The organism is Pseudomonas sp. GW823-FHT02F05, assembly GCF_058797315.1.
In genome coordinates, this window is the sequence record NZ_JBXAJM010000017.1 from 1 (window position 1) to 22,880 (window position 22,880).

General features: G+C 59.6%; 23 protein-coding genes. 11 read left to right on the top strand and 12 right to left on the bottom strand.

Annotation, left to right across the window (positions count from 1 at the left end; translation table 11 throughout):
• Positions 1–107 precede the first annotated feature (107 nt).
• Positions 108–1,313, bottom strand: coding sequence for a tyrosine--tRNA ligase (tyrS, locus tag AC1RAC_RS19945; RefSeq protein WP_054896812.1), 1,206 nt, complete (start codon positions 1,311–1,313; stop codon positions 108–110).
• 209 nt (positions 1,314–1,522) lie between these two features.
• On the opposite strand from tyrS, the gene AC1RAC_RS19950 reads away from it, so the two are divergent.
• Positions 1,523–2,935 carry a peptidoglycan DD-metalloendopeptidase family protein gene (locus AC1RAC_RS19950; RefSeq protein ID WP_054896811.1) on the top strand — a complete coding sequence of 471 codons (1,413 nt, stop codon included), beginning with the start codon at positions 1,523–1,525 and terminating at the stop codon, positions 2,933–2,935.
• A 3-nt stretch (positions 2,936–2,938) separates the two neighbouring features.
• Positions 2,939–4,030: an anhydro-N-acetylmuramic acid kinase gene (locus AC1RAC_RS19955; protein WP_054896810.1), complete on the top strand. Its 1,092-nt coding sequence runs from the start codon at positions 2,939–2,941 to the stop codon at positions 4,028–4,030.
• A 64-nt stretch (positions 4,031–4,094) separates the two neighbouring features.
• Here the strand turns inward: AC1RAC_RS19955 and erpA are convergent, their stop codons facing one another.
• Both erpA and argC read right to left on the bottom strand, forming a co-directional pair.
• The gene (gene erpA / locus AC1RAC_RS19960; protein ID WP_492616924.1) at positions 4,095–4,445 is read right to left on the bottom strand and encodes an iron-sulfur cluster insertion protein ErpA; all 351 of its coding nucleotides are present in this window, start codon (positions 4,443–4,445) and stop codon (positions 4,095–4,097) included.
• A 165-nt stretch (positions 4,446–4,610) separates the two neighbouring features.
• Positions 4,611–5,645, bottom strand: a complete 1,035-nt coding sequence (gene argC / locus AC1RAC_RS19965; protein WP_259038915.1) for an N-acetyl-gamma-glutamyl-phosphate reductase — start codon at positions 5,643–5,645, stop codon at positions 4,611–4,613.
• 134 nt (positions 5,646–5,779) lie between these two features.
• Between argC and hemJ the strand changes: the two genes are divergently transcribed.
• The 6 genes from hemJ to coq7 all read left to right on the top strand — a co-directional run bounded on the left by hemJ (position 5,780) and on the right by coq7 (position 10,187).
• Entirely contained in the window at positions 5,780–6,208 is a 429-nt protein-coding gene (gene hemJ / locus AC1RAC_RS19970) for a protoporphyrinogen oxidase HemJ (protein ID WP_003194674.1), read from the top strand.
• Between the two features lie 24 nt (positions 6,209–6,232).
• Complete coding sequence (locus AC1RAC_RS19975; protein WP_054920666.1) at positions 6,233–7,195, top strand: NAD(P)H-dependent flavin oxidoreductase; 963 nt, start codon at positions 6,233–6,235, stop codon at positions 7,193–7,195.
• A gap of 68 nt (positions 7,196–7,263) precedes the next feature.
• Positions 7,264–8,220, top strand: a complete 957-nt coding sequence (locus AC1RAC_RS19980; protein ID WP_054920668.1) for a DUF805 domain-containing protein — start codon at positions 7,264–7,266, stop codon at positions 8,218–8,220.
• 61 nt (positions 8,221–8,281) lie between these two features.
• On the top strand, positions 8,282–9,070 hold the full coding sequence (locus AC1RAC_RS19985; protein ID WP_054920670.1) for an SDR family NAD(P)-dependent oxidoreductase: 789 nt from the start codon (positions 8,282–8,284) through the stop codon (positions 9,068–9,070).
• 45 nt (positions 9,071–9,115) lie between these two features.
• On the top strand, positions 9,116–9,454 hold the full coding sequence (locus AC1RAC_RS19990; RefSeq protein WP_003194682.1) for a histidine triad nucleotide-binding protein: 339 nt from the start codon (positions 9,116–9,118) through the stop codon (positions 9,452–9,454).
• A gap of 85 nt (positions 9,455–9,539) precedes the next feature.
• Positions 9,540–10,187, top strand: a complete 648-nt coding sequence (coq7, locus tag AC1RAC_RS19995) for a 2-polyprenyl-3-methyl-6-methoxy-1,4-benzoquinone monooxygenase (RefSeq protein ID WP_054920673.1) — start codon at positions 9,540–9,542, stop codon at positions 10,185–10,187.
• A gap of 47 nt (positions 10,188–10,234) precedes the next feature.
• On the opposite strand, the gene AC1RAC_RS20000 is transcribed toward coq7, so the two are convergent.
• Entirely contained in the window at positions 10,235–10,657 is a 423-nt protein-coding gene (locus AC1RAC_RS20000; RefSeq protein ID WP_054920675.1) for an OsmC family protein, read from the bottom strand.
• 247 nt (positions 10,658–10,904) lie between these two features.
• Here AC1RAC_RS20000 and crp point away from each other — a divergent pair, with 247 nt between their 5' ends.
• Positions 10,905–11,549, top strand: a complete 645-nt coding sequence (gene crp, locus AC1RAC_RS20005) for a cAMP-activated global transcriptional regulator CRP (RefSeq protein WP_054920677.1) — start codon at positions 10,905–10,907, stop codon at positions 11,547–11,549.
• Here the strand turns inward: crp and AC1RAC_RS20010 are convergent.
• From AC1RAC_RS20010 to AC1RAC_RS20025, 4 genes are all read right to left on the bottom strand, one after another.
• Complete coding sequence (locus tag AC1RAC_RS20010; protein WP_054920679.1) at positions 11,546–12,241, bottom strand: lipoate--protein ligase family protein; 696 nt, start codon at positions 12,239–12,241, stop codon at positions 11,546–11,548. The genes crp and AC1RAC_RS20010 overlap by 4 nt on opposite strands.
• A gap of 142 nt (positions 12,242–12,383) precedes the next feature.
• Positions 12,384–13,220 carry an indole-3-glycerol phosphate synthase TrpC gene (gene trpC / locus AC1RAC_RS20015; RefSeq protein ID WP_054920682.1) on the bottom strand — a complete coding sequence of 279 codons (837 nt, stop codon included), beginning with the start codon at positions 13,218–13,220 and terminating at the stop codon, positions 12,384–12,386.
• Positions 13,217–14,266 carry an anthranilate phosphoribosyltransferase gene (gene trpD, locus AC1RAC_RS20020; RefSeq protein ID WP_003194694.1) on the bottom strand — a complete coding sequence of 350 codons (1,050 nt, stop codon included), beginning with the start codon at positions 14,264–14,266 and terminating at the stop codon, positions 13,217–13,219. Before trpD ends, trpC begins: the two co-directional genes overlap by 4 nt.
• A 9-nt stretch (positions 14,267–14,275) precedes the next feature.
• The gene (locus AC1RAC_RS20025) at positions 14,276–14,869 is read right to left on the bottom strand and encodes an aminodeoxychorismate/anthranilate synthase component II (protein ID WP_032895052.1); all 594 of its coding nucleotides are present in this window, start codon (positions 14,867–14,869) and stop codon (positions 14,276–14,278) included.
• Positions 14,870–15,280: 411 nt separating this feature from the next.
• On the opposite strand from AC1RAC_RS20025, the gene estP reads away from it, so the two are divergent.
• Positions 15,281–17,203, top strand: a complete 1,923-nt coding sequence (gene estP, locus AC1RAC_RS20030) for an esterase EstP (RefSeq protein ID WP_054920684.1) — start codon at positions 15,281–15,283, stop codon at positions 17,201–17,203.
• Positions 17,204–17,325: 122 nt separating this feature from the next.
• Here the strand turns inward: estP and trpE are convergent, their stop codons facing one another.
• The 4 genes from trpE to AC1RAC_RS20050 all read right to left on the bottom strand — a co-directional run bounded on the left by trpE (position 17,326) and on the right by AC1RAC_RS20050 (position 21,599).
• Positions 17,326–18,807 carry an anthranilate synthase component I gene (gene trpE / locus AC1RAC_RS20035; protein ID WP_034128814.1) on the bottom strand — a complete coding sequence of 494 codons (1,482 nt, stop codon included), beginning with the start codon at positions 18,805–18,807 and terminating at the stop codon, positions 17,326–17,328.
• 69 nt (positions 18,808–18,876) lie between these two features.
• Positions 18,877–19,695, bottom strand: coding sequence for a phosphoglycolate phosphatase (locus AC1RAC_RS20040; protein ID WP_034128815.1), 819 nt, complete (start codon positions 19,693–19,695; stop codon positions 18,877–18,879).
• Positions 19,692–20,366 carry a ribulose-phosphate 3-epimerase gene (gene rpe / locus AC1RAC_RS20045; RefSeq protein ID WP_003194703.1) on the bottom strand — a complete coding sequence of 225 codons (675 nt, stop codon included), beginning with the start codon at positions 20,364–20,366 and terminating at the stop codon, positions 19,692–19,694. Before rpe ends, AC1RAC_RS20040 begins: the two co-directional genes overlap by 4 nt.
• A gap of 84 nt (positions 20,367–20,450) precedes the next feature.
• The gene (locus AC1RAC_RS20050; protein ID WP_003194705.1) at positions 20,451–21,599 is read right to left on the bottom strand and encodes an iron-containing alcohol dehydrogenase; all 1,149 of its coding nucleotides are present in this window, start codon (positions 21,597–21,599) and stop codon (positions 20,451–20,453) included.
• Positions 21,600–21,812: 213 nt separating this feature from the next.
• Here AC1RAC_RS20050 and AC1RAC_RS20055 point away from each other — a divergent pair, with 213 nt between their 5' ends.
• The gene (locus AC1RAC_RS20055) at positions 21,813–22,787 is read left to right on the top strand and encodes an alpha/beta hydrolase family protein (protein WP_492616925.1); all 975 of its coding nucleotides are present in this window, start codon (positions 21,813–21,815) and stop codon (positions 22,785–22,787) included.
• The last annotated feature ends 93 nt before the right edge of the window (positions 22,788–22,880 follow it).

Here is a 22,880-nt window from a genome sequence, read left to right on the forward strand (position 1 = left end):
CTGCCGAAAACTGCATAACTCATTGTTTACCAAGGAGTTTTCCGTTTCGACTGCGCCGGAAGTGGGGCGAATTATAGACAGTTATAATTCGCCGTCAACACCTATTTTCAGACTTGTTCGGATTTGAGCGTAATACGCGCAAATGCCTTCTTCCCCGCCTGGCAAACGTGAGTCGCGCCCAGCTCATATATAAAGGTGCGATCAACCACCTCACCATCTATACGTACACCGCCCGAACCCAAGAGATCACGCGCGACCGCCGAATTCTTCACTAAGCCAGCTTTATTAAGCACAGCCGCAATCGGCATCGCCTCAGCAGCAGTCAATTCAATTTCCGGCAGATCGTCAGGCAGCTCGCCGTCTTTCATGCGATTACCTGCCGCGCGGTGAGCGCTGGCCGCAGCCTCCTCACCATGGAAACGCGCAACGATTTCTTCAGCCAGCTTAATCTTCACATCGCGAGGATTAGCGCCCGCCTCGACATCCGCACGCAGCGCATTGATCTCGTCCATCGAGCGGAAGCTCAACAGCTCGAAGTAGCGCCACATCAGCGCATCCGGAATAGACACCAACTTGCCGTACATCACACCTGGTGCTTCCTGGATACCGACATAGTTCCCCAGAGACTTGGACATCTTCTTGACGCCATCCAAGCCTTCCAACAGCGGCATGGTCAGAATGCACTGAGCCTCCTGACCATAGGCGCGTTGCAATTCACGCCCCATCAGCAGGTTGAACTTCTGATCGGTGCCACCCAACTCAACGTCCGCGCGCAGCGCCACCGAGTCGTACCCTTGAACCAGCGGGTAAAGGAACTCATGGATGGCGATTGGCTGATTGGTCGAGTAGCGCTTGTCGAAGTCATCGCGCTCGAGCATGCGTGCCACGGTGTACTGGGACGTCAGACGAATGAAATCTGCCGGCCCCATTTTGTCCATCCAAGTGGAGTTGAACGCCACCTCAGTCTTGGCTGGATCAAGGATCTTGAATACCTGGGTCTTGTAGGTCTCGGCATTATCGAGCACCTGCTCACGAGTCAGCGGCGGGCGCGTAGCGCTCTTGCCGCTTGGATCACCGATCATCCCAGTGAAGTCACCTATAAGGAAGATGACCTGATGGCCCAACTCCTGAAACTGACGCAGCTTATTAATAAGCACGGTATGACCCAGGTGCAGATCCGGCGCAGTCGGATCAAAGCCAGCCTTGATACGCAGGGGTTGGCCACGCTTGAGCTTTTCGATCAGCTCGGCCTCGACCAACAGTTCTTCCGCACCACGTTTTATCAGCGCTAGCTGCTCTTCAACCGACTTCATAACAGACCTGCAAGGCTCAGATTCAAAAGGGAACCAACCATACAAGATCAGGGACTAATTACAAGTTTTGCCCTGCGCACGGACACCGTTCAGCAAGCCCAGCGTTCGCGAGCTTGCGCCACAGATGATTTGGTTATATTTTATACAGTTATTTCATCTTCATCATGTCATTCATCTTTTCCATTTCATCTTCAAAGTCAAAATTACTTATGACCACTGAACCGTCTAAAGCGCCGCCGCTTTACCCGAAGACCCACCTGCTCGCCGCAAGTGGTATCGCCGCCCTTCTCAGCCTGGCACTGCTGGTATTCCCTTCCAGTGACGTTGAAGCCAAACGAACATCCCTGAGCCTCGATCTGGAAAGCCCAGTTGAACAACTGACACAAGATCAAGACGCTTCCGACGCTCAACAAGCCACAAATGCTCCGGCCGAATCACCTTTCGCACAGATCGAAAGCACTCCAGAAGACACTCAACAAGCCACCCAGGAAGCACCTGCGGCAGCCGCAGCCAAGAATCCCCAGCACCGCGAAGTCATCGTGGGCAAAGGCGACACACTATCTACCCTGTTCGAAAAGGTTGGATTGCCTGCCGCTGCTGTAAATGAAGTGCTCGCCAGCGATAAGCAAGCCAAGCAATTCACTCAGCTCAAACGTGGCCAAAAGCTCGAGTTTGAGCTGACGCCAGACGGCCAGCTGAACAACCTGCACACCAGTATCAGCGACCTGGAAAGCATCAGCCTGAGCAAAGGCGCCAAAGGCTTCGCATTCAACCGAATCACCACCAAACCCGTCATGCGTTCCGCCTACGTACATGGCGTGATCAACAGCTCCCTGTCGCAATCGGCCGCGCGTGCGGGCCTGTCGCACAGCATGACCATGGACATGGCCAGCGTTTTTGGCTACGACATCGACTTCGCCCAGGACATCCGTCAAGGCGATGAGTTCGACGTGATCTACGAGCAGAAAGTAGCCAACGGAAAAGTCGTGGGCACTGGTAACATCCTGTCTGCACGCTTCACCAACCGTGGCAAAACCTACACCGCCGTGCGCTACACCAACAAACAAGGCAACAGCAGCTACTACACAGCTGATGGCAACAGCATGCGCAAGGCTTTCATCCGTACCCCCGTTGACTTTGCTCGTATTAGCTCGCGTTTCTCCATGGGCCGCAAGCATCCAATTCTGAACAAAATTCGCGCACACAAGGGCGTCGACTATGCCGCGCCGCGTGGCACGCCAATCAAAGCGGCGGGCGACGGCAAGGTCTTGTTGGCAGGGCGCCGGGGTGGCTACGGCAATACGGTGATCATCCAGCACGGCAACACTTACCGCACGCTGTACGGCCACATGCAAGGCTTTGCCAAGGGCGTCAAGACTGGCGGCAACGTGAAACAGGGGCAAGTGATCGGCTACATCGGCACTACCGGCCTCTCCACCGGCCCGCACTTGCACTACGAGTTCCAGGTCAACGGCGTACACGTCGACCCATTGGGCCAGAAGCTGCCGATGGCTGACCCGATTGCCAAGGCCGAACGCGCGCGCTTCATGCAGCAGAGCCAGCCGCTGATGGCACGCATGGATCAAGAGCGCTCCACCATGCTGGCTTCGGCGAAGCGTTAAGGTATGCCGCTCTATATCGGTGTGATGTCCGGGACCAGCCTCGACGGCCTGGATATCGCCCTTATCGAACAAGGCGCGGCGGTCAATCTGATCGCCACTCATTACATCCCGATGCCTGACGCCTTGCGCACAGAACTGCTGAGCCTATGCGCCAGCGGCCCGGATGAAATCGCCCGCTCGGCAATCGCCCAGCAACAATGGGTAACGCTCGCTGCACAAGGCATCCACGCCTTGATGGCTCAACAGAACCTCAAGCCTCAGGACATTCGGGCGATTGGCAGCCATGGCCAGACGATTCGCCATGAACCCGCCCGAGGCTTTACCGTTCAGATCGGCAACCCTGCCCTTCTCACCGAGCTGACAGACATCACCGTCGTCAGCGACTTCCGCAGCCGCGATGTCGCTGCCGGCGGCCAAGGCGCTCCATTGGTTCCAGCCTTTCATGAAGCCTTGTTCGGCGAGCAGACGGGCAATCGCGCGGTATTGAATGTCGGCGGGTTCAGCAACCTCAGCCTGATCGAGACGGGCGAGCCTGTCGCCGGTTTCGACTGCGGCCCGGGGAACGTCCTCCTCGATGCCTGGATTAACCTGCAGCGCGGCGAACACTTTGATCGGGACGGGCAATGGGCGGCCAGCGGCAAGGTCCAACCCCAACTGCTCAATACGTTGCTCAGCGATCCGTTCTTCATGACCAAAGGCCCAAAAAGTACGGGCCGCGAAGTGTTCAACCTGGCCTGGCTGCAGCAGCACCTTGGCCGTTTGCCCGCCTTTGAACCCCAAGACGTACAGGCCACCCTGCTGGAGCTGACCGCCCTGACCATCGTCGAGTCCCTGCAAAGCGCCCAGATTGACACAACAACCTTGCTGATCTGCGGGGGCGGCGCCCATAACGGGGCACTGATGAGCCGGCTGACAACGTTGCTGCCTTCCACTCATGTCAGCACTACAGCGGCCTACGGCGTAGATCCTGACTGGGTAGAAGCAATGGCCTTCGCCTGGCTGGCACATTGCTGCCTGGAAGGCATCGCCGCCAATCGCCCCAGCGTCACTGGCGCACGTGGGCTTCGAGTGCTTGGCGCGATCTACCCCGCCTGACCCCAGACAGCAAAACGCCGCTTGGCCCGTAAAAGCCAAGCGGCGTTTTTGTATCTGCTACCGATCAGATCGAGAACGAAGACCCGCAACCACATGTCGTGGTGGCATTAGGGTTCTTGATCACGAAACGCGAGCCTTCCAGACCTTCCTGATAATCCACCTCGGCACCTGTCAGGTATTGGAAGCTCATCGGATCCACGACCAGGCTCACACCCTCGCGCTCAACGATAGTGTCGTCATCGGCCACATCTTCATCGAAGGTAAAACCGTACTGAAACCCTGAACAACCGCCGCCCGTAACGAATACGCGCAGCTTCAAGCGATCATTACCCTCTTCATCGACCAGGCTCTTCACCTTGTGCGCAGCACCGTGGGTGAATTGCAAAGCCGTGGGGGTGAAGGATTCAACGCTCATGCTGATAATCTCCCGGCGTAGCGCCGCCATATGCGTAATGGCCGGTATTATCCGCTTCTCCTAGAAAAGCGGTCAACTATTGTTACGGTATATCAATCCGCCCAGCGACCATTAAAAATGCAAAAGGCCCGATCAACGGGCCTTTTGCGCAACGGTGAGCCCGCGTTAAGGCAACATCCCCGCGTGGGACAGGCCCAACTTCTCGTCCAGGCCGAACAGGATGTTCATGTTCTGCACCGCCTGGCCCGAAGCGCCCTTGACCAGGTTGTCGATCACCGACAACACCACCACCAGGTCGCCATCCTGCGGACGATGCACCGCAATACGGCACACATTGGCACCACGCACGCTGCGCGTTTCCGGATGGCTACCGGCCGGCATCACATCGACGAACGGCTCATTGGCATAACGCTTTTCAAACAGCGACTGCAGGTCTACCGAGCGATCGGTGACGGTCGCATACAGCGTGGAGTGAATCCCGCGGATCATCGGTGTCAGGTGCGGCACGAAGGTCAGCCCCACATCCTGGCCGGCAGCGCGACGCAAACCCTGGCGGATTTCCGGCAAGTGCCTATGACCTTTTACCGCATAGGCTTTCATGCTTTCCGACGTTTCGGAGTAAAGCGAACCTACCGCCGCACCACGGCCCGCACCACTGACGCCCGACTTGCAGTCCGCGATCAGGCGCGACGCATCCGCCAAGCCAGCCTCCAGCAATGGCAGAAAGCCCAATTGCGTCGCCGTCGGATAGCAACCCGGCACGGCAATCAGGCGCGCTTGCTTGATCTGCTCACGATTGACTTCCGGCAGGCCGTAAACCGCCTCTTCCAACAGCTGCGGCGCACCATGGGGCTGGCCGTACCATTTGGCCCACTCATCGGCGTCCTGCAGACGGAAGTCTGCCGACAAGTCGATAACCTTGGTGCCGGCCGCCAGCAGCTCGCCGGCCAACGCATGAGCCACACCGTGAGGCGTGGCGAAGAACACCACGTCGCAGGCAGCCAGGGTCTTGGTGTCCGGCACACTGAACGCCAGACCGTCATAGTGGCCTCGCAGGTTCGGGTACATATCGGCCACGGCCAGCCCGGCTTCGGATCGGGAAGTGATGACCACCACCTCAACCTGCGGATGCTGAGCCAACAGACGCAGCAATTCGACACCGGTGTAACCCGTGCCGCCGACGATACCGACCTTGACCATAAACCTGCCCTCAACGAACCCACTGGAAAGCCGTCGATAATAGGGGCCGTATCGTCCTGCGACAACCGTCAACGTGACGTACGGGCGCATGAGCCACTACTATCTTCGCTACCGTGAACCTGGGAATAACTAAAATGCTCTATCTATGGGTCAAAGCCTTCCATATCGTCAGCATCGTTTGCTGGTTTGCCGGGCTGTTCTACCTGCCGCGCCTGTTCGTCTACCACGCCCAAAGCGAAGACACCGTCAGCAAGGAGCGCTTCAGCATCATGGAGCGCAAGTTGTACCGTGGCATCATGGGCCCGGCGATGGTTGCCACACTGGTCTTCGGCATCTGGATGCTGGCCCTCAACCCCGGCATTTTCCAGTCGGGGGCCTGGATCCACGCCAAGCTGACCCTGGTCGTCCTGCTGATTGGCTATCACCACATGTGCGGCGCACAGGTAAAGCGCTTCGCCCGTGGCGAAAACACCCGCAGCCATGTCTTTTATCGCTGGTTCAATGAGGTCCCGGTTCTGATATTGCTGGCTATCGTAATTTTGGTCGTGGTCAAACCGTTCTAACGTCAATTACTCGGGGAACCTCCAATGTCGCTGCCCGCTCTGCTGGAACAACGTCTGCGCCTGCCCGTGGTGGCCGCGCCGATGTTTCTGATCTCAAATCCGCAACTGGTCCTGGCCTGCTGTCGCAACGGGGTAGTGGGAAGTTTCCCGGCGCTCAACCAACGCGAAAGCAGCGGCTTCAAGGCCTGGCTGGAAGAAATCGAAGCGGGCTTGGCGCTGCTGGACAATCCTGCGCCCTATGCCGTGAACCTGATCGTGCACAACAGCAACCCGCGGCTGGAGGCTGACCTGGCGATCTGCGTCGAGCACAAGGTGCCCATCGTCATCACCAGCCTCGGTGCGGTAAAGGAACTGGTGGACGCGGTTCATAGCTACGGCGGCCTGGTATTTCATGACGTTACTACCCGACGCCATGCGGAAAAAGCCGCTGAAGCCGGCGTAGACGGCCTGATTGCCGTAGCCGCTGGCGCGGGTGGCCACGCTGGCACCTGGAGCCCCTTTTCGCTGATTGCCGAAATTCGCCAGTTCTTCGACAAAACCCTGCTGCTGGCGGGCTGCCTTAACCATGGGCACGAAATTCTTGCCGCCCAGATGCTGGGGGCAGACCTGGCATATTTCGGTACGCGCTTTATCGGCACCACCGAAAGTCAGGCACCGGATGCCTATAAGGAGATGCTGCTCACATCCCGCGCTGCCGACATCGTGCACACTCCTGCAGTCTCCGGCGTACCTGCAAGCTTTATGCGCCAGAGCCTGGAAAATGCCGGTTTTGACCTTGCTGCGCTTCAAGGCAAGGGTGAAGTCAATTTCGGTTCCAAGCTCAAGCCATTGAGCGATGAGGCCAAAGCGTGGAAAACTGTATGGTCTGCTGGCCAAGGCGTCGGTGAGATCAATGATGTACCCACTGTGGATGAGCTCATAGCGCGCCTGGATGCCGAATACCGCAAAGCACGCGAGCACGCCGCGCAACTGCGCTGGCCACGCTGACCCACTGCCGGGCCTGCCAACTGGACAGGCCTGCATACTCTCCCTGATTAAGTGACAAGGATGCCCGCATGAGCGACAGCCGTTTCAAGATTGTGTTTGACGGAGCCTTGCGCCCAGGTGTCGAAAGCACCACCGCCAAGCTGAACCTCGCCGAACTATTCAAAAGCGATGTTGAAGCAATCGAAAAACTCTTCACCGGCCGCCCCGTCGCGCTCAAGCGCGACCTGTCCCAGCCCGACGCGCAAACTTACCTGACGGCACTGCACAATGCCGGGATCGACGCTCGCATCGAGGCCGAACAACCCGTGGCGTTCAACCTTGCAGAAACCCACGAGACGGACTCGTCAACCTCTGACCCCGCCGCTGCGTCACCTTATGCACCGCCACGCGCCGCAGTTGGCGACGACCTGCCGGAGTTCGCCACCCTAAAGGTATTCACCATCCACGGGCGCATCGGGCGCCTGCGCTACCTGGCTTGGACGCTGGCACTGACCGTCGCGATGCTGGTGGCAGCGGGCATCATCAGTACGGTGGGCTTCGCGGTGGCGACAGCCTCGCCAACCATCGCCATCATTATTGGCTCGCTGCTGGGTTTCGCGCTGTTTGTGGCACTGGTAGTGGTGAGCGTGCAAATCGGCGTGCAGCGCCTGCATGACCTGGGCTGGTCTGGCTGGCTGTACCTGCTCAACCTGGTTCCGCTGGTTAACAGTGTTTTCCCGTTGCTGTTGCTGGTATTGCCAGGCAACACGGGCGCCAACCAATACGGCGCGCCACCACCACGCAACTCCACTGCGGTGAAAATCCTGGCCTCGCTGTGGCTGGCGTTCATTCCCTTGATGCTCATCATCGTCGTCACCCTGGGTATGAATGGCTACCTGGACCAGCTTGAAGCCAACATGGACAGCAGCTACGAAAGCAGCTCCATTACCTCCGATGCAGACGCCGATCAAAGCGCTATCGTTGACGAAGCCGAAGCGCAAAGTGCTGACGATGCAGCCGAACCTGTAGACTCTCCAGAACAGTGAAGAAACGCCCGCCGCCTGTGACGCACTGTCATAGGCCGGTGGCGTAGCGATGGAGAAAGGCATGACCCGTTACGCTCTGATCACCGGCGCCTCCAGTGGCATCGGCCTGGCATTGGCCGAGGCCTTGGCACGGCGCGGCCGTAGCTTGATTCTGTTGGCCCGCCAGCGTGATCAGTTGGAAAGCATTGCATTGGAGTTGACCCAACGCTTCGGCGTCGAGGTGCTGTTTCGTGCCTGTGATTTGGGCGAGCCGCTGCGTTTGTCCGGCTTTTTGCTGGAGCTCGAAGAGGGTGAGCGACAGATCGACCTGCTGGTCAACTGCGCCGGCATCGGCACCAGCGGGCCGTTCCTGGCCCAGGACTGGATGACCGAGCAGGACCTCATCGAGGTCAACATCCTGGCCTTGACCCGCATGTGCCACGCACTGGGCAATGCGATGGCCCTGCATGGCGGCGGGCAAATCCTCAATGTGGCTTCGGTCGCCGCCTTCCAGCCTGGGCCGTGGATGAGTAGCTACTACGCCAGCAAAGCCTACGTATTGCACTTCTCCGAAGGGCTGCGCGAGGAATTGAAGACCTGCGGCATCAAGGTTTCAGTGCTGTGCCCCGGCCCCACGCGCACCGCATTCTTCGGCACCGCGCAGATGGATACGGCGAAACTCGACCGCAGCCAGCAACTGATGAGCCCGGAAGAAGTCGCGCTGTACACCGTGCGGGCGCTGGAAAAGAACAAGGCCATCATCATTCCCGGGCGCCGCAATCGTTGGCTGACGTTCAGCCCACGCCTGAGCCCCCGCTGGCTCACCCGCAAAATTGCCGGCGCCATCAACAAGGCCTATTGCCCACGCTGATGGCCTACGTACACTCACCTCACCTTTCACGATGGAGATACAGCTGTGGATACTCTGTTCACCAAGATCATCAACAGGGAAATACCGGCGAAGATCATCTATGAAGATGACCAAGTCCTGGCTTTTCACGATATCGCCCCGCAGGCGCCAGTGCATTTCCTGGTTATCCCGAAAAAGCCCATTCGTACCCTCAACGACCTGACCGAGGACGACAAGGCGCTGGCCGGCCATATCCTGTTCACCGCCCAACGCCTGGCCGTGGAACAAGGCTGCGAAAAAGGCTTTCGTGTGGTGATGAATTGCAATGAAGACGGCGGGCAAACCGTTTACCACATCCATATGCACGTGCTGGGTCAGCGCCAGATGAACTGGCCACCGGGCTGAGTGCACAAGGGCAAATTGACTCAGCACAAACGCTGGACGCTCTCTTGCGGTAAACTGGCCGCCGAGATTCTTCCCGGAGGTCAGCATGACTACCCAACGTCACTACTCGCCGATTGACCGTCTGTTGCTGCAAGCCGACACGGCCATGCGCACCCTGCTGCCGTTCAGCGGCCAGCCCTACCGTCCCTCGCCCGCCATCGTGCAGCCGGATGTACAGCTGAGCGACACCGATACCCGTCACGTCGCTGGCCTGATGCGCATTAACCATACCGGTGAAGTCTGTGCCCAGGCGTTGTACCAGGGCCAGGCGCTGACCGCCAAGTTGCCACAGGTACGCACGGCGATGGAGCATGCGGCCGAGGAAGAGATCGACCATCTGGCCTGGTGCGAACAACGCATCCGCCAGTTGGGCAGCCATCCCAGCGTGCTCAACCCACTTTTTTATGGCTTGTCGTTTGGTATCGGCGCGGCTGCCGGGCTGATCAGCGACAAAGTCAGCCTGGGGTTTGTGGCCGCGACAGAACATCAGGTGTGCAAGCACCTGGACGAACACCTGGAGCAACTGCCGGCCGAAGACGAAAAGTCACGGGCCATTCTTGAGCAGATGCGCATCGATGAAGAACACCACGCAGAGAGCGCGCTGGACGCGGGCGGCTTCCGCTTTCCAGCCCCGGTACGGTTCGGCATGAGCCTGCTGGCCAAGGTCATGACCAAAAGCACCTATCGAATCTGAACCGAAAAAAAGGGCGCCCGAAGCGCCCTTTCTTTTGCCGGCTGCAATCAACCCAACTCGATGATTTCGTAGTCGTGGGTAATGACCACGCCCGCGGCCCCCAGCATGATCGATGCTGAGCAGTACTTCTCGGCCGACAGCTCGATGGCACGCTTGACCTGAGCGTCTTTCAGCGCCCGGCCCTTGACCACGAAATGCATATGGATCTTGGTAAAAACCTTGGGGTCTTCAGTGGCGCGCTCGGCTTCCAGGAAGGCTTCGCAGCTTTCCACGGCTTGCCGGGACTTCTTCAAGATGCTGACCACGTCGAAATTGCTGCAACCGCCCACACCCAGCAGCAACATTTCCATGGGGCGTACACCCAGGTTCCGACCGCCGGCTTCCGGCGGGCCATCCATAACCACCACGTGGCCGCTGCCCGACTCACCGAGGAACATGGCTTCGCCCGCCCATTGGATGCGTGCCTTCATCGCCCAGACTCCACTGCTAAAAAAGGGTCGCCAGCTTAGCACAGGGCCTTGAAACAGCAGCGCCCTGCATAAAATCGATAAATGACAGCGTTTGCCCGCTAAATTGGCTAATCGCGACAGAAGGTGTCTGGTAAGCTGGCGCCAAATGAATGGCGCATTGCCATGTCTTGTACGGCGTGTATCAATGAGATGCCGCTGGATAAAAACAACGCCAACGACACCGCGCAGTCTTTTTCGGGATACAACCATGGTTGCTCTTACTCCCACATCCAAGATCAAGAACCTCGACAAGCTGCTGCTTCACTGCCAGCGCCGACGTCATCCGGCCAAACACAACATCATCTGCGCCGGCGAGCGTTCAGAAACCCTGTTCTTCATCATCAAAGGCTCGGTCACCATCCTGATCGAGGATGAGGATGGCCGTGAGATGATCATTGCCTATCTCAACGCCGGAGACTTCTTCGGGGAGCTGGGTTTGTTTGAACAAGCAGGCAAAGAGCAGGAACGTAGTGCTTGGGTACGGGCCAAAGTTGAGTGCGAAGTGGCCGAAATCAGCTATGCGAAATTTCGCGAATTGGCCCAGCATGATCCGGACATCTTGTACGCCCTGAGCGGTCAGATCGCCCAGCGCCTGCGCGACACCACGCGTAAGGTCGGCGACCTGGCGTTCTTTGATGTCACTGGCCGCGTCGCTCGCTGCCTGCTGGAATTATGCAAACAACCCGACGCCATGACCCATCCCGACGGCATGCAGATCAAAGTCACGCGCCAGGAGATCGGACGTATTGTCGGGTGTTCGCGGGAAATGGTCGGCCGCGTGCTCAAGGATTTGGAAGAACGCAACCTGGTGCACGTCAAAGGCAAGACGATGGTGGTGTTCGGTACTCGCTAGAGCGGCAGGAAGCCAGCCAGCATCTGCCGGTACAACGTGTCGAGCCGACGGATCGCGTCCGGCGCGGGAAACGCTTCGTGCAGTGCGATATGGCTATCGGCGCGAACCCGCTGCTCCAAGCCGCAGGCTTGATTGAAGCGGTTGACCGCCGCAATCAATTCCTCACGATCATTCTCCAGCAACATCGCCCCGTGCACCAACCCGACCGGGCGGCCACCGCTTTGCCGCCAACGCTGGGCAGTGCCCACCATTTTGCGGCCATTGAGGTTGACGTTGTAACGACCGTCGCAAAACGCACCGTCAATTTCGCCGACGGACGCATCGCCACCCAACTCGATCAACAGATCACAGATCGGTTGGCACAAGCGCTGATAGCCGGTTTCGATGCGCCCCTGGTCGCCTTCGCTACGCGGTGGGGCATAGACCAGGGCGATGTTGACCGTGGCGCCGGACTGCGGCACCGGCTCACCGCCGGTTTCACGCAGCAATACCGGCCAACCCGCATCGGCCGAGACCTGGCTCGCCACCGCGAATGCCGGCAGCCGGCTCAAACGGCGCGGCATGACCAGCGCTTGGTCACTGGGCTGCCAGAACAGCAATCCGAATGCCTGCTCACCCGCGCAAACGGCTGCCAATAGGTCTTGCTCGGCGGCAAGGCCAGCTTCGACAGTCATGATCACGGGCTGGAGCATCGAACACCTACCTACCTGAATAAACACAAAACCAATGTGGGTGCTGGCTTGCCTGCGATAGCGGTGTGTCAGCTACACAGAGGTTGGCTGACCCGCCGCTATCCAGGCAAGCCAGCTCCTACAGTTCCGAGCGTATTTCAAATCAGTCTAGTGTCGAACCGCTGATCGTCGTACCGCGCTCCGGGAAGAACAAACGCTGCAGTTCCGCCCCCGGGTTCTCGGCGCGCATAAAGGTCTCGCCCACCAGGAACGAGTACACACCACTGATTTCCATCAATTCCACATCGGCGCGATTGACGATGCCACTCTCGGTAATCACCAAGCGATCGCGCGGAATACGCGGCAGCAGGTCGAGGGTAGTTTCCAGGCTGACGTCGAAGGTATGCAGGTTACGGTTGTTGACGCCCACCAGCGGAGTATCGAGGGTCTTCAATGCGCGCTCCAGCTCGTCGCCGTCATGCACTTCGACCAACACGTCCAGGCCGACGCTTTTGGCCACGGCCGCCAGCTCCGCCATCTTCACGTCATCCAATGCCGAGACAATCAGCAAAACGCAGTCGGCACCCAAGGCACGAGCTTCGACGATTTGGTACGGGTCGACCATGAAGTCCTTGCGGATCACCGGCAGCTTGCACGCAGCGCGCGCCTGTTGCAGGAACGAGTCGGAACCCTGGAAGTAGTCAATATCCGTCAGCACAGACAAGCAGGTTGCCCCACCCTTCTCGTAACTGACGGCGATCTCAGCGGGTACGAAGTGTTCGCGAATCACGCCTTTGCTCGGCGAGGCTTTCTTGACCTCGGCGATCACGGCCGGCTGCTTGAGCTTGGCCTGGGCGATCAAGGCATTGGCAAAGCCGCGTGGCGCATCGGCGGTTTTCGCCCGCGCTTCCAACTCGGCCAGGCTCACACGGGCGCGGCGCTCAGCCACTTCTTCAGCCTTGCGGGCCAGGATCTTTTCCAGAACGGTTGGCACACTCATCCTTCATTCTCCATCTTGAATACGGCGGTGAATGCTCCCAGCTCTTCGAGCTTCTCACGAGCCAGGCCGGTGTGCAGCGCATCGTGGGCCAAGGCGACACCTTCCTTGAGACTATAGGCATGGTCGGCGGCGTAAAGGGCTGCGCCAGCGTTGAGCACAATCATTTCCGCAGCTTTCTGACCGTTTTCGGTCTTGCGACGCCCCAGGGCATCACGAATCAATTCCAACGAAGCTGCCGGGCTTTCCACCGCCAGGCCGTGCAAGCTCTGGCTTTTCATACCAAGGTCTTCGGGCTCGACCCAATATTCGGTGACCTCGTCGTTCTTCAGCTCCGCCACGAAGGTCGGCGCCGCCAGGCTGAACTCGTCGAGGCCATCCTTGGAATGCACCACCAGCACATGCTTGCTGCCCAGGCGTTGCAAGACTTCGGCCAGCGGCCGGCACAGCGCCTGGCTGAACACGCCTACCACCTGGTGCTTCACACCGGCCGGATTCGTAAGCGGGCCGAGCATGTTGAACAGGGTACGCAAGCCAAGGTCCTTACGCGGGCCGGCAGCGTGTTTCATTGCGCCATGATGGGACTGGGCAAACATGAAGCCGATACCAACGCTGTCAATGCAGCGCGCTACTTGCACCGGCGTGAGGTTCAGGTAAATACCGGCCGCTTCCAGCAAGTCGGCACTGCCGCTCTTGCCAGACACTGCACGGTTACCGTGCTTGGCGACGGTGCAACCAGCGGCGGCCACCACAAAAGATGAGGCGGTCGACACGTTGAAAATATTCGCACCGTCACCGCCGGTGCCCACCACATCGACGACGCCGTCGAGAGTCTTGAGCTCGACCTTGTCCGCCAGCTCACGCATCACCGACACCGCACCGACTATTTCGTCGATGCTTTCGCTCTTCATGCGCATCGCCATCATAAAGGCGCCGATCTGGGCATCGGTGCATTGGCCGGTCATGATCTCGCGCATCACATCGCTCATTTCCGCGGTGCTAAGGTCCAGATGGCCGACGATACGGCTCAGGGCAGTCTTGATATCCATGAAAAGTCCTTAGCGCGTGCCGCCGCTCTGCTTGAGAAAGTTGGCGAACAGCTCGTAGCCCTGCTCGGTCAGGATTGATTCAGGGTGAAATTGCACCCCTTCGATGTTCAGCGTCTTGTGACGCAAGCCCATGATCTCGTCGACCGAGCCGTCTTCCAATTGGGTCCAGGCGGTCAATTCCAGGCATTCGGGCAAGGTTTCACGCTTGACCACCAGTGAGTGGTAACGGGTCACGGTCACCGGCAGGTTCAGGCCGTGGAACACACCCAGGTCACGATGGAACACCGGGCTGGTCTTGCCGTGCATGACCTCCCGCGCGCGCACCACATCACCGCCAAACGCCTGGCCGATGGACTGGTGGCCCAGGCAGACGCCCAGGATCGGCAGCTTGCCGGCGAAATACTGGATAGCTTCCAGAGAGATGCCCGCTTCGGTCGGCGTGCACGGGCCAGGTGAGACGACGATGCGCTCGGGGTTCAACGCGGCGATTTCGGCAACAGTGAGTTCATCGTTGCGCACCACCTTGACCTCGGCACCCAGCTCGCCCAGGTACTGCACAACGTTGTAGGTAAAGGAGTCGTAGTTATCAATCATCAGCAACATGTGGGTTCAAACCTCTTGAATTCACTGATTTCAAATGACCGCCTTCCAAGAGTGTGACCCGCTGCCAGACGCACGTTCCGGTTGCCAGGGTGAGTTGGCAAGGGGCGTCAGGCAACGGGTGAAGAAGGCAAATCGGTACAGGTCCGGCCAGGCCGGCAGAGAAAAATGTCAGGCGCGCCAACGCCAACGGGCGTGTGCCTTGACTACTCGCATCAAGAGTTTGCTGATGATCAACACGGGGAGGGTCTCATTCATACGTTCAGGCACAGTAACGTAGGCTCGCCAGCGGTGCAATATGGAGCCGCAAATACGGGGGCCAACGTAGGCAGATTCCACATATCCCTACAGAAAATGCTAGAAATTTTGCTAGTGTTTCACTTCCAACATAAAAACAACCGAATGGAATCTTGCATGCTCAGACCAGCGTTTTTCACGCCCCTTGCCGGCTGCCTCCTGTCATTGGCCTGCGCCCAGGCGTTCGCAGCCCCGTCACCTTATTCAACTATGGTGGTTTTCGGCGACAGCCTGGCTGATGCAGGCCAGTTTCCCGACGGTTCGGCCGGTGCCACGTTGCGCTTTACCAATCGAACCGGGGCGAACTTCCAGGGTGAGTACGGCCTGGTCTCCTCAACCCTATTGGGTGCCAAATTGGGGGTAGCCCCCAATGACCTGAATGCCTCCACCTCACCCGTTCGCGCAGCCCAAGGTTTGCCAGACGGGAACAACTGGGCAGTGGGTGGTTACCGTACCGACAATATCCTCGACTCTATTACCTCAGTCTCCGATGCTGCGATTCCCCCCGGCAATGCCGGTGGTGGCACCGTGTTGCGCAGCCGGCAGGGCTATTTGCCGGCCAATGGTGGGAGAGCTGACCCGAACGCGCTCTACTTCCTTTCCGGTGGGGGCAACGACTTCCTCCAAGGCCGGGTACTCAGCCCCGCTCAAGCGGTCGCCGCAGGTGGGCGTCTGGCGGACAGCGCCCAGGCTCTGCAACAGGCCGGCGCACGCTACATCATGGTCTGGATGCTACCCGACCTGGGGCTGACGCCAGCCATCAACGGCACCCCACAGCAAGCAGCGACCTCGGCCCTGAGCAATATTTTCAACCAGTCCCTGGTACAGCGCCTGTCACAAGTGGATGCGCAGGTTATCCCGCTGAACATCCCGCTGTTGTTGAACGAGGCTTTCGCCGATCCGGCCCGCTTCGGCCTCGCCACCGGCCAGAACCTGACCGGCACCTGCTTCAGCGGCAACAGTTGCACCGCCAACCCAACCTACGGCATCGGCGGTACCAATCCGGACCCGACCAAGCTGATCTACAACGACTCGGTCCACCCTACTGTGGCCGGGCAACGCTTGATTGCCGACTACGCCTATTCGCTACTCGCCGCGCCGTGGGAACTGACCTTGCTGCCGGAAATGGCCCAAGGCACATTGCGCGCCCACCAGGACGAGCTGCGTAACCAATGGCAAGCAGACAACGGCAGTTGGCAAGCCGTCGGCCAATGGCGCGCCATAGTGGCCGGCGGCGGCCAACGCCTGGATTTCGATGATCAGAGCAGCTCGGCCAGTGGCGACGGCAGCGGCTACAACCTGAATATCGGTGGCAGCTACCGGCTCGATGAAAACTGGCGCGTGGGCGTTGCCGCTGGCCTGTATCGGCAGACCCTCGAAGCCGGTGCCAATGATTCGGACTACAAGCTCAACAGCTATATGGGCACGGCTTTCGCTCAGTATCAGCAAAATCACTGGTGGGCCGATGCCGCATTGACCGGCGGCAAGCTGGACTTCGACAGCCTCAAGCGCAAGTTCGCCCTGGGTGTCAGTGAAGGCTCGGAGAAAGGTGATACCGATGGCTGGCTCTGGGCACTGAGCGGCCGCGTGGGGTATGACATCGCCACACCGGGCGGCGACTGGCACCTGTCGCCGTTCATCAGCGCCGATTACGCGCGGGTTGAAGTCAATGGTTACTCGGAGAAAAACAGCCGCTCCACCGCCCTGACCTTTGATGATCAACAACGCGACTCCAAGCGCCTGGGCGTCGGCCTGCAAGGCAGCTACCGCATCGCGCCGCAAACCCAGGTTTTTGGCGAAGTTGCACACGAGCATGAGTTTGAAAATGACACCCAGAAGGTGAACATTTCGCTCAACAGCGTCCAGGGAATCGACTTCAAGCTGGACGGCTATACGCCTCGCAGTAACTCTGACCGCTTGAGCCTGGGTGTCAGCCACAAGCTGACTCAGGACCTGGCACTGCGCGCGGCGTATAACCTGAGGAAGGATGACAATTTGACCCAGCAAAGCATCAATGTCGGGGTCAGTCTGGATTTCTAAATACTGCGCAAAACAAATGTGGGAGCTGGCTTGCCTGCGATGGCGGTGGATCAGTCACTGAATATCTCAAGTGACACACCGCCATCGCGGGCAAGCCCGCTCCCACATTTTTTATTCCAGCTTCAGTCTTGTGGCGTTTGCTCTGCCAATGCCACGGCACGGAACATCGCTCGGCGCTTGTTCAGGGTTTCTTCCCACTCAAGGGCCGGCACCGAGTCCGCCACAATCCCGCCGCCAGCCTGCACATGAAGTTCGCCATCCTTGATCACGGCCGTGCGGATCGCAATGGCGGTGTCCATATTGCCGTTCCAGGCAAAATACCCGACGGCGCCGCCGTAGACGCCACGCTTGACCGGCTCCAGTTCGTCGATGATTTCCATCGCACGGATCTTCGGCGCCCCCGACAATGTGCCCGCCGGCAAAATCGCCCGCAGTGCGTCCATCGCCGTCAGCCCGGCCTTCAGCTCGCCGGTGACGTTGGACACGATATGCATCACATTGGAATACCGCTCAATGACCATCTTCTCGGTCAGTTTCACCGAGCCGATTTCCGAGACACGCCCGGTGTCGTTGCGCCCCAGGTCGATCAGCATCAGGTGTTCGGCGATTTCCTTGTCGTCGCTGAGCAGGTCTTCTTCCAGCGCCACGTCGGCTTCTTCGGTCGCGCCACGGGGGCGCGTGCCGGCAATCGGGCGCACGGTGATCAGGTTGTCTTCAACCCGCACCAGCACTTCCGGCGAACTGCCCACGACGTGGAAGTCGCCAAAATTGAAGAAGTACATATACGGCGTCGGGTTGAAGCAACGCAGTGCGCGGTACAGGTCAATCGGCGCCGCCTTGAAGTCGATGGACATGCGTTGCGATGGCACCACTTGCATGCAGTCACCGGCGAGGATGTATTCCTTGATGGTATCGACGGCACGCTCGTAGTCATCCTGGGTAAAGCTTGAGCGGAACACCGGGTCGGCCGCGGGTGGGCGGCTGAGGTCCAGGCCGCGACGCGGGGTGATCGGCTGGCGGAGTTTCTCAAGCAGCGCTTCCAGGTTGGCCTGGCCTTGCTCGAAGGCATCAGCCTGGGCAGGGTCGGCAAGAACAATCGCATGCATCTTGCCGGCGAGGTTGTCGAACACCACCACCGCGTCGGACACCATCAGCAAAATGTCCGGCACGCCCAGCGGGTCCGGGTTCGGGCATTTGCCCAAGCGCTTCTCCACATAGCGCACGCAGTCATAGCCGAAGTACCCCACCAGGCCGCCATTGAAGCGCGGCAGGCCAGCGATGGTCGGCACGTTGTAGCGCGCCTTGAAGGTTTCGACAAAAGCCAGCGGGTCTTCTACGTCATGGCTTTCGATCTCCACGCCATCATGGGTGATGCTCACATGATGGTCGTGTACCCGCAGCACCGTGCGGCATGGCAGGCCAATGATCGAGTAACGACCCCACTTCTCACCGCCCTGTACCGACTCGAGCAGGTAGGAGTTGGGCTCGTCGGCCAGCTTCAAGTAGATCGACAGCGGCGTATCGAAGTCGGCCAGGGTTTCGCAAGCCATGGGGATACGGTTATAGCCGGCAGCGGCCAAACGCAGGAATTCTTCGCGGGTCATGAGGTGCCTCGTGGTGTGAGGGTCAAACAGTCAGGTAGGCAAACGTGCCGCAAACGCGGCCAGGATCAGTCAGGCGCGCCAACGCCAGCGGGCCAGGGCCTTGATGACTTTCATCCAGAGTTTGCGAGTGACCACCACGATGGAATTTCCAGAAGGGGACGAATCAATGTCGGGCAACGTTATCTCAGCGCCAGCGCCCAGGCAACCGGGGATTAGCAGTCGCAGGTCATCAATGACCAGCGCTGGGGACTCCTCCGCAATCGGCCGGCCATGGTTGTAACCATAACTCAAGGCCACACACTGCACGCCCGCCGCTTTGGCCGCCAGCACATCACTGCGTGAATCGCCGACAAACAGCGACTGAGATGCCGGAATATTGGCCATTTTCATTACGAAAAACAGCGCCGCAGGGTCGGGTTTTTTCTGCGGCAAGGTATCGCCGCCGATGATCCAGCGGAAGTAGCGACCGATTTTCATCTGGTCCAACAACGGCGCAACGAAGCGCTCCGGCTTGTTGGTGATCAGGGCCATTTCCACGCCCTGCTTGCTCAACCACTTGAGGGTGTCGCGCACACCGGGGTAAACCACGGTCAGTTCGTGGCTGCTTTCATAAGCGGCATTGAACAGTTCCAAGGCATGCTCTGCCTCTACCTCATCCACACCCGTGGCATCGATGTCGTTGGCCAGGGCCCGGCGCACCAACATCGGTGCGCCATTGCCGACCCATTCGCGCACCGACTCGACACCTGCCGGCTTGCGCCCCAGCTTGAGCAGCATCTGGTCCACCGCGGCCGCCAGGTCAGGCACCGAGTCGATCAAGGTACCGTCCAGATCGAACATCACCAGCCGTGGCAATTTGCCGGGGAACAACTGCTCAAAACCGCTCATGGACGCGCCAGCGCCAGTTCGGCACGCATCTTGTCGATGACGGCCTGGTAGTCCGGGGCGTTGAAGATAGCAGAGCCGGCCACGAAGGTATCGGCGCCCGCTGCGGCGATCTCACGGATATTGTTGACGTTGACCCCGCCGTCGATTTCCAGGCGAATGTCACGCCCCGACGCATCAATCAGCGCACGGGCCTCACGCAGCTTGTTCAAGGTGCCAGGGATGAACTTCTGCCCGCCGAAGCCTGGGTTGACGCTCATCAGCAAGACCATGTCGACCTTGTCCATCACGTACTCAAGCACGCTCAGCGGAGTAGCCGGGTTGAATACCAGGCCCGCCTTGCAGCCGCCTTCGCGGATCAGTTGCAGTGTGCGGTCAACGTGCAGCGTGGCTTCAGGGTGGAAGGTGATGTAAGTCGCACCCGCCTCGATGAAGTCACCGACGATACGGTCCACCGGGCTGACCATCAAGTGCGCATCAATCGGCGCAGTGATGCCGTACTTGCGCAACGCGGCGCACACCATCGGGCCGATGGTCAGGTTGGGTACGTAGTGGTTGTCCATGACATCGAAGTGCACGAAGTCGGCACCGGCGGCCAACACCTTGTCCACTTCCTCACCCAGGCGGGCGAAGTCGGCAGAGAGAATCGATGGAGCAATGACGAAGGGCTGCATGACGCACCTTTTTTGAGCTAAATCACGATGGCGCGCATTGTATACCTCATGCTTTGCTGCGCGCACCGTGACCTATCTCAACGGTTAGTAAGCTGCGCGGTAGATTTTTTCGATATCGGCGGCGCTGAGCTTGCGCGGGTTGTTGCGCATCAAGCGCTCAATGCCTGCGGCTTCACTGGCCATGGCCGGGATGGCGTCCTCGGGCACGCCGAAACTGCGCAGGCCGGACGGGATCTCCACCGCCGCACACAGCCGCGTCATCGCCGCTACAGCCTGGTCAGCAGCGTCATTCACACTCAGCCCGGCGATATTGACGCCCATGGCCTGGGCGATGTCCTGCATGCGCTCGACGCAGGCCAATTTGTTCCAGTGCATCACATACGGCAACAACAGCGCATTGCTTACGCCATGGGCAATGTTGAAGCGCCCACCCAACGGGTACGCCAGCGCATGCACGGCACCGACGCCAGCGTTGCCAAAGGCCATGCCGGCCATCAGGCTGGCGGTGGCCATGTCGTCACGGGCCTGCAGGTTGGCCGGGTTGGCGTAAGCCTTGGGCAACGCGCTGGCAATCAGCTTGATCGCACCGATGGCCAGGGCGTCGGTAATCGGCGAGGCATTCAGCGACAGGTAGGACTCGATGGCGTGCACCAAGGCGTCCACGCCACTGGCGGCCGTGACACCGCGTGGGCAGGTCAAGGTCATTTGCGGGCTGATCAGCGCGACATCCGGCAGCAAGTAATCGCTGACGATGCCTTTTTTCAGCTGTGCCGCCTTGTCGGACAGTATCGCCACGTTGGTCACCTCCGAGCCGGTGCCGGCCGTGGTGGGGATGGCGATCAACGGCGGGCCTTTGCGCGGCACCTGATCGACGCCAAACAAGTCCGCCAGCGCGCCGTGATAACCGGCATAGGCCGCCACGCTCTTGGCGATGTCGATGGCACTGCCGCCGCCCACACCGATCAGGCCGTCGTGCCCGCCTTCGCGGTACGCACGCATGCAGTCTTCAACGATGGCAATTTCCGGATCGGGCAGCACGCGGTCGAAGATTTCGTAGGCTCGGTCCCCAAGATGCTCCAGGGCCAGCGCCACGGTGCCGGACTGGACCAGCGCGGCGTCGGTGACGATCAACGGATTATCCACATCCAGGCGCGTGAGTTCGGCAGCCAGTTGTTCTATGGCACCTGCGCCGGTCAGCAGTTTGTGGGCGATCTTGAATGAGGAAGTACTCATGTGCGCGGCCTCTTATGAATGATGGGCTGGCACAAGAATAGCCGCACCTGGCGTGTTGTCTGCCATTCACTGGTTGAATGGTCGCGCCGCGCCCATCAAGGCAGCCAACAAACCGCCGATAGCTTGTTGGTAACGAGAACCACGCCTCATACCCCTGACAAATACCGACCAACCCATTAGGCTGCTGGAATAACTTCTGGCCGGGAATCAACGATGCTTTTTCTTCACCGTTCGGCACTGCCAGCACTGTGCCTGTCACTCCTGTTTACCAGTGTCTTGCCTGTTCAGGCCGAGGATGCGCCCTCGCCTGCCGTCGAAAAACCGGCTGAACGCCAGCCACTGTCCGAGCGTAGCCAACAAGAAGCCAGTGCGCTCGAACGGCAGGTGCCGCTGCAAGAGCAACAGCAATTGCAGGCGGGTAGCGAGTCGTTCCTGGCGCTGTGGAAACCCGCCAACAGCGCCGAAGCCGAGGGTGTGGTGATCCTCATACCAGGTGCTGGGGAGAACGCGGACTGGCCGCAAGCAATCGCGCCTCTGCGGCGTAAGTTGCCGGACGCCGCCTGGGGCACCCTCAGCCTGTCATTGCCTGACGTCAGTGTGGACACCCTGCCGCCGCGGCTCATCGAACCGCCGAAAGCGGCGGTCGATACCAGCAGCAAGGAAGGCAGCACCGCTGCCAAGCCGGTCGAACAGGCCGCCAGTGCCGAGGCCGAAGGCACTGACCCGGCGGTGGTGCCGGGGGCGGATGAACAGGACAAGACCGACGCCAAGCGCATCTTCGACCGCATCGACGCCGCCGTCGCCTTCGCCCAGACCCAAAGCGCCCGCAGTGTGGTGTTGCTCGGCCATGGAGCCGGGGCCTGGTGGGCGGCACGCTACCTGAGCGAGAAACAACCCTCCCAGGTGCAGAGGTTGGTGATGGTGGCCGGCAAGACGCCCGCAGCTCGCCAACCGGACCTGCAGCAACTGGCGCCGGCCTTGAAGGTACCCACGGCGGACGTGTTCTATCAAGAAGGCGCCCTGGAACGCAAAAAAGCCCAGGAACGACTCCAGGCGGCCAAGCGCTCGAAGAATGACAGCTATAAACAGGTGTCGCTCACGGCGTTGCCCGGTAATAGCGCGGCGGAGCAAGAGCAGTTGTACCGCAGGGTTCGCGGGTGGTTGAGCCCGCAGGGCGGCGCAGACTGACACTCCGCTATAGGGGGCAACATCGCTTTCTGTAGGAGCGAGCTCGCTCGCGAAAAACGTCAACGATAATGCGTGCTTCCTGAATAAACGCGG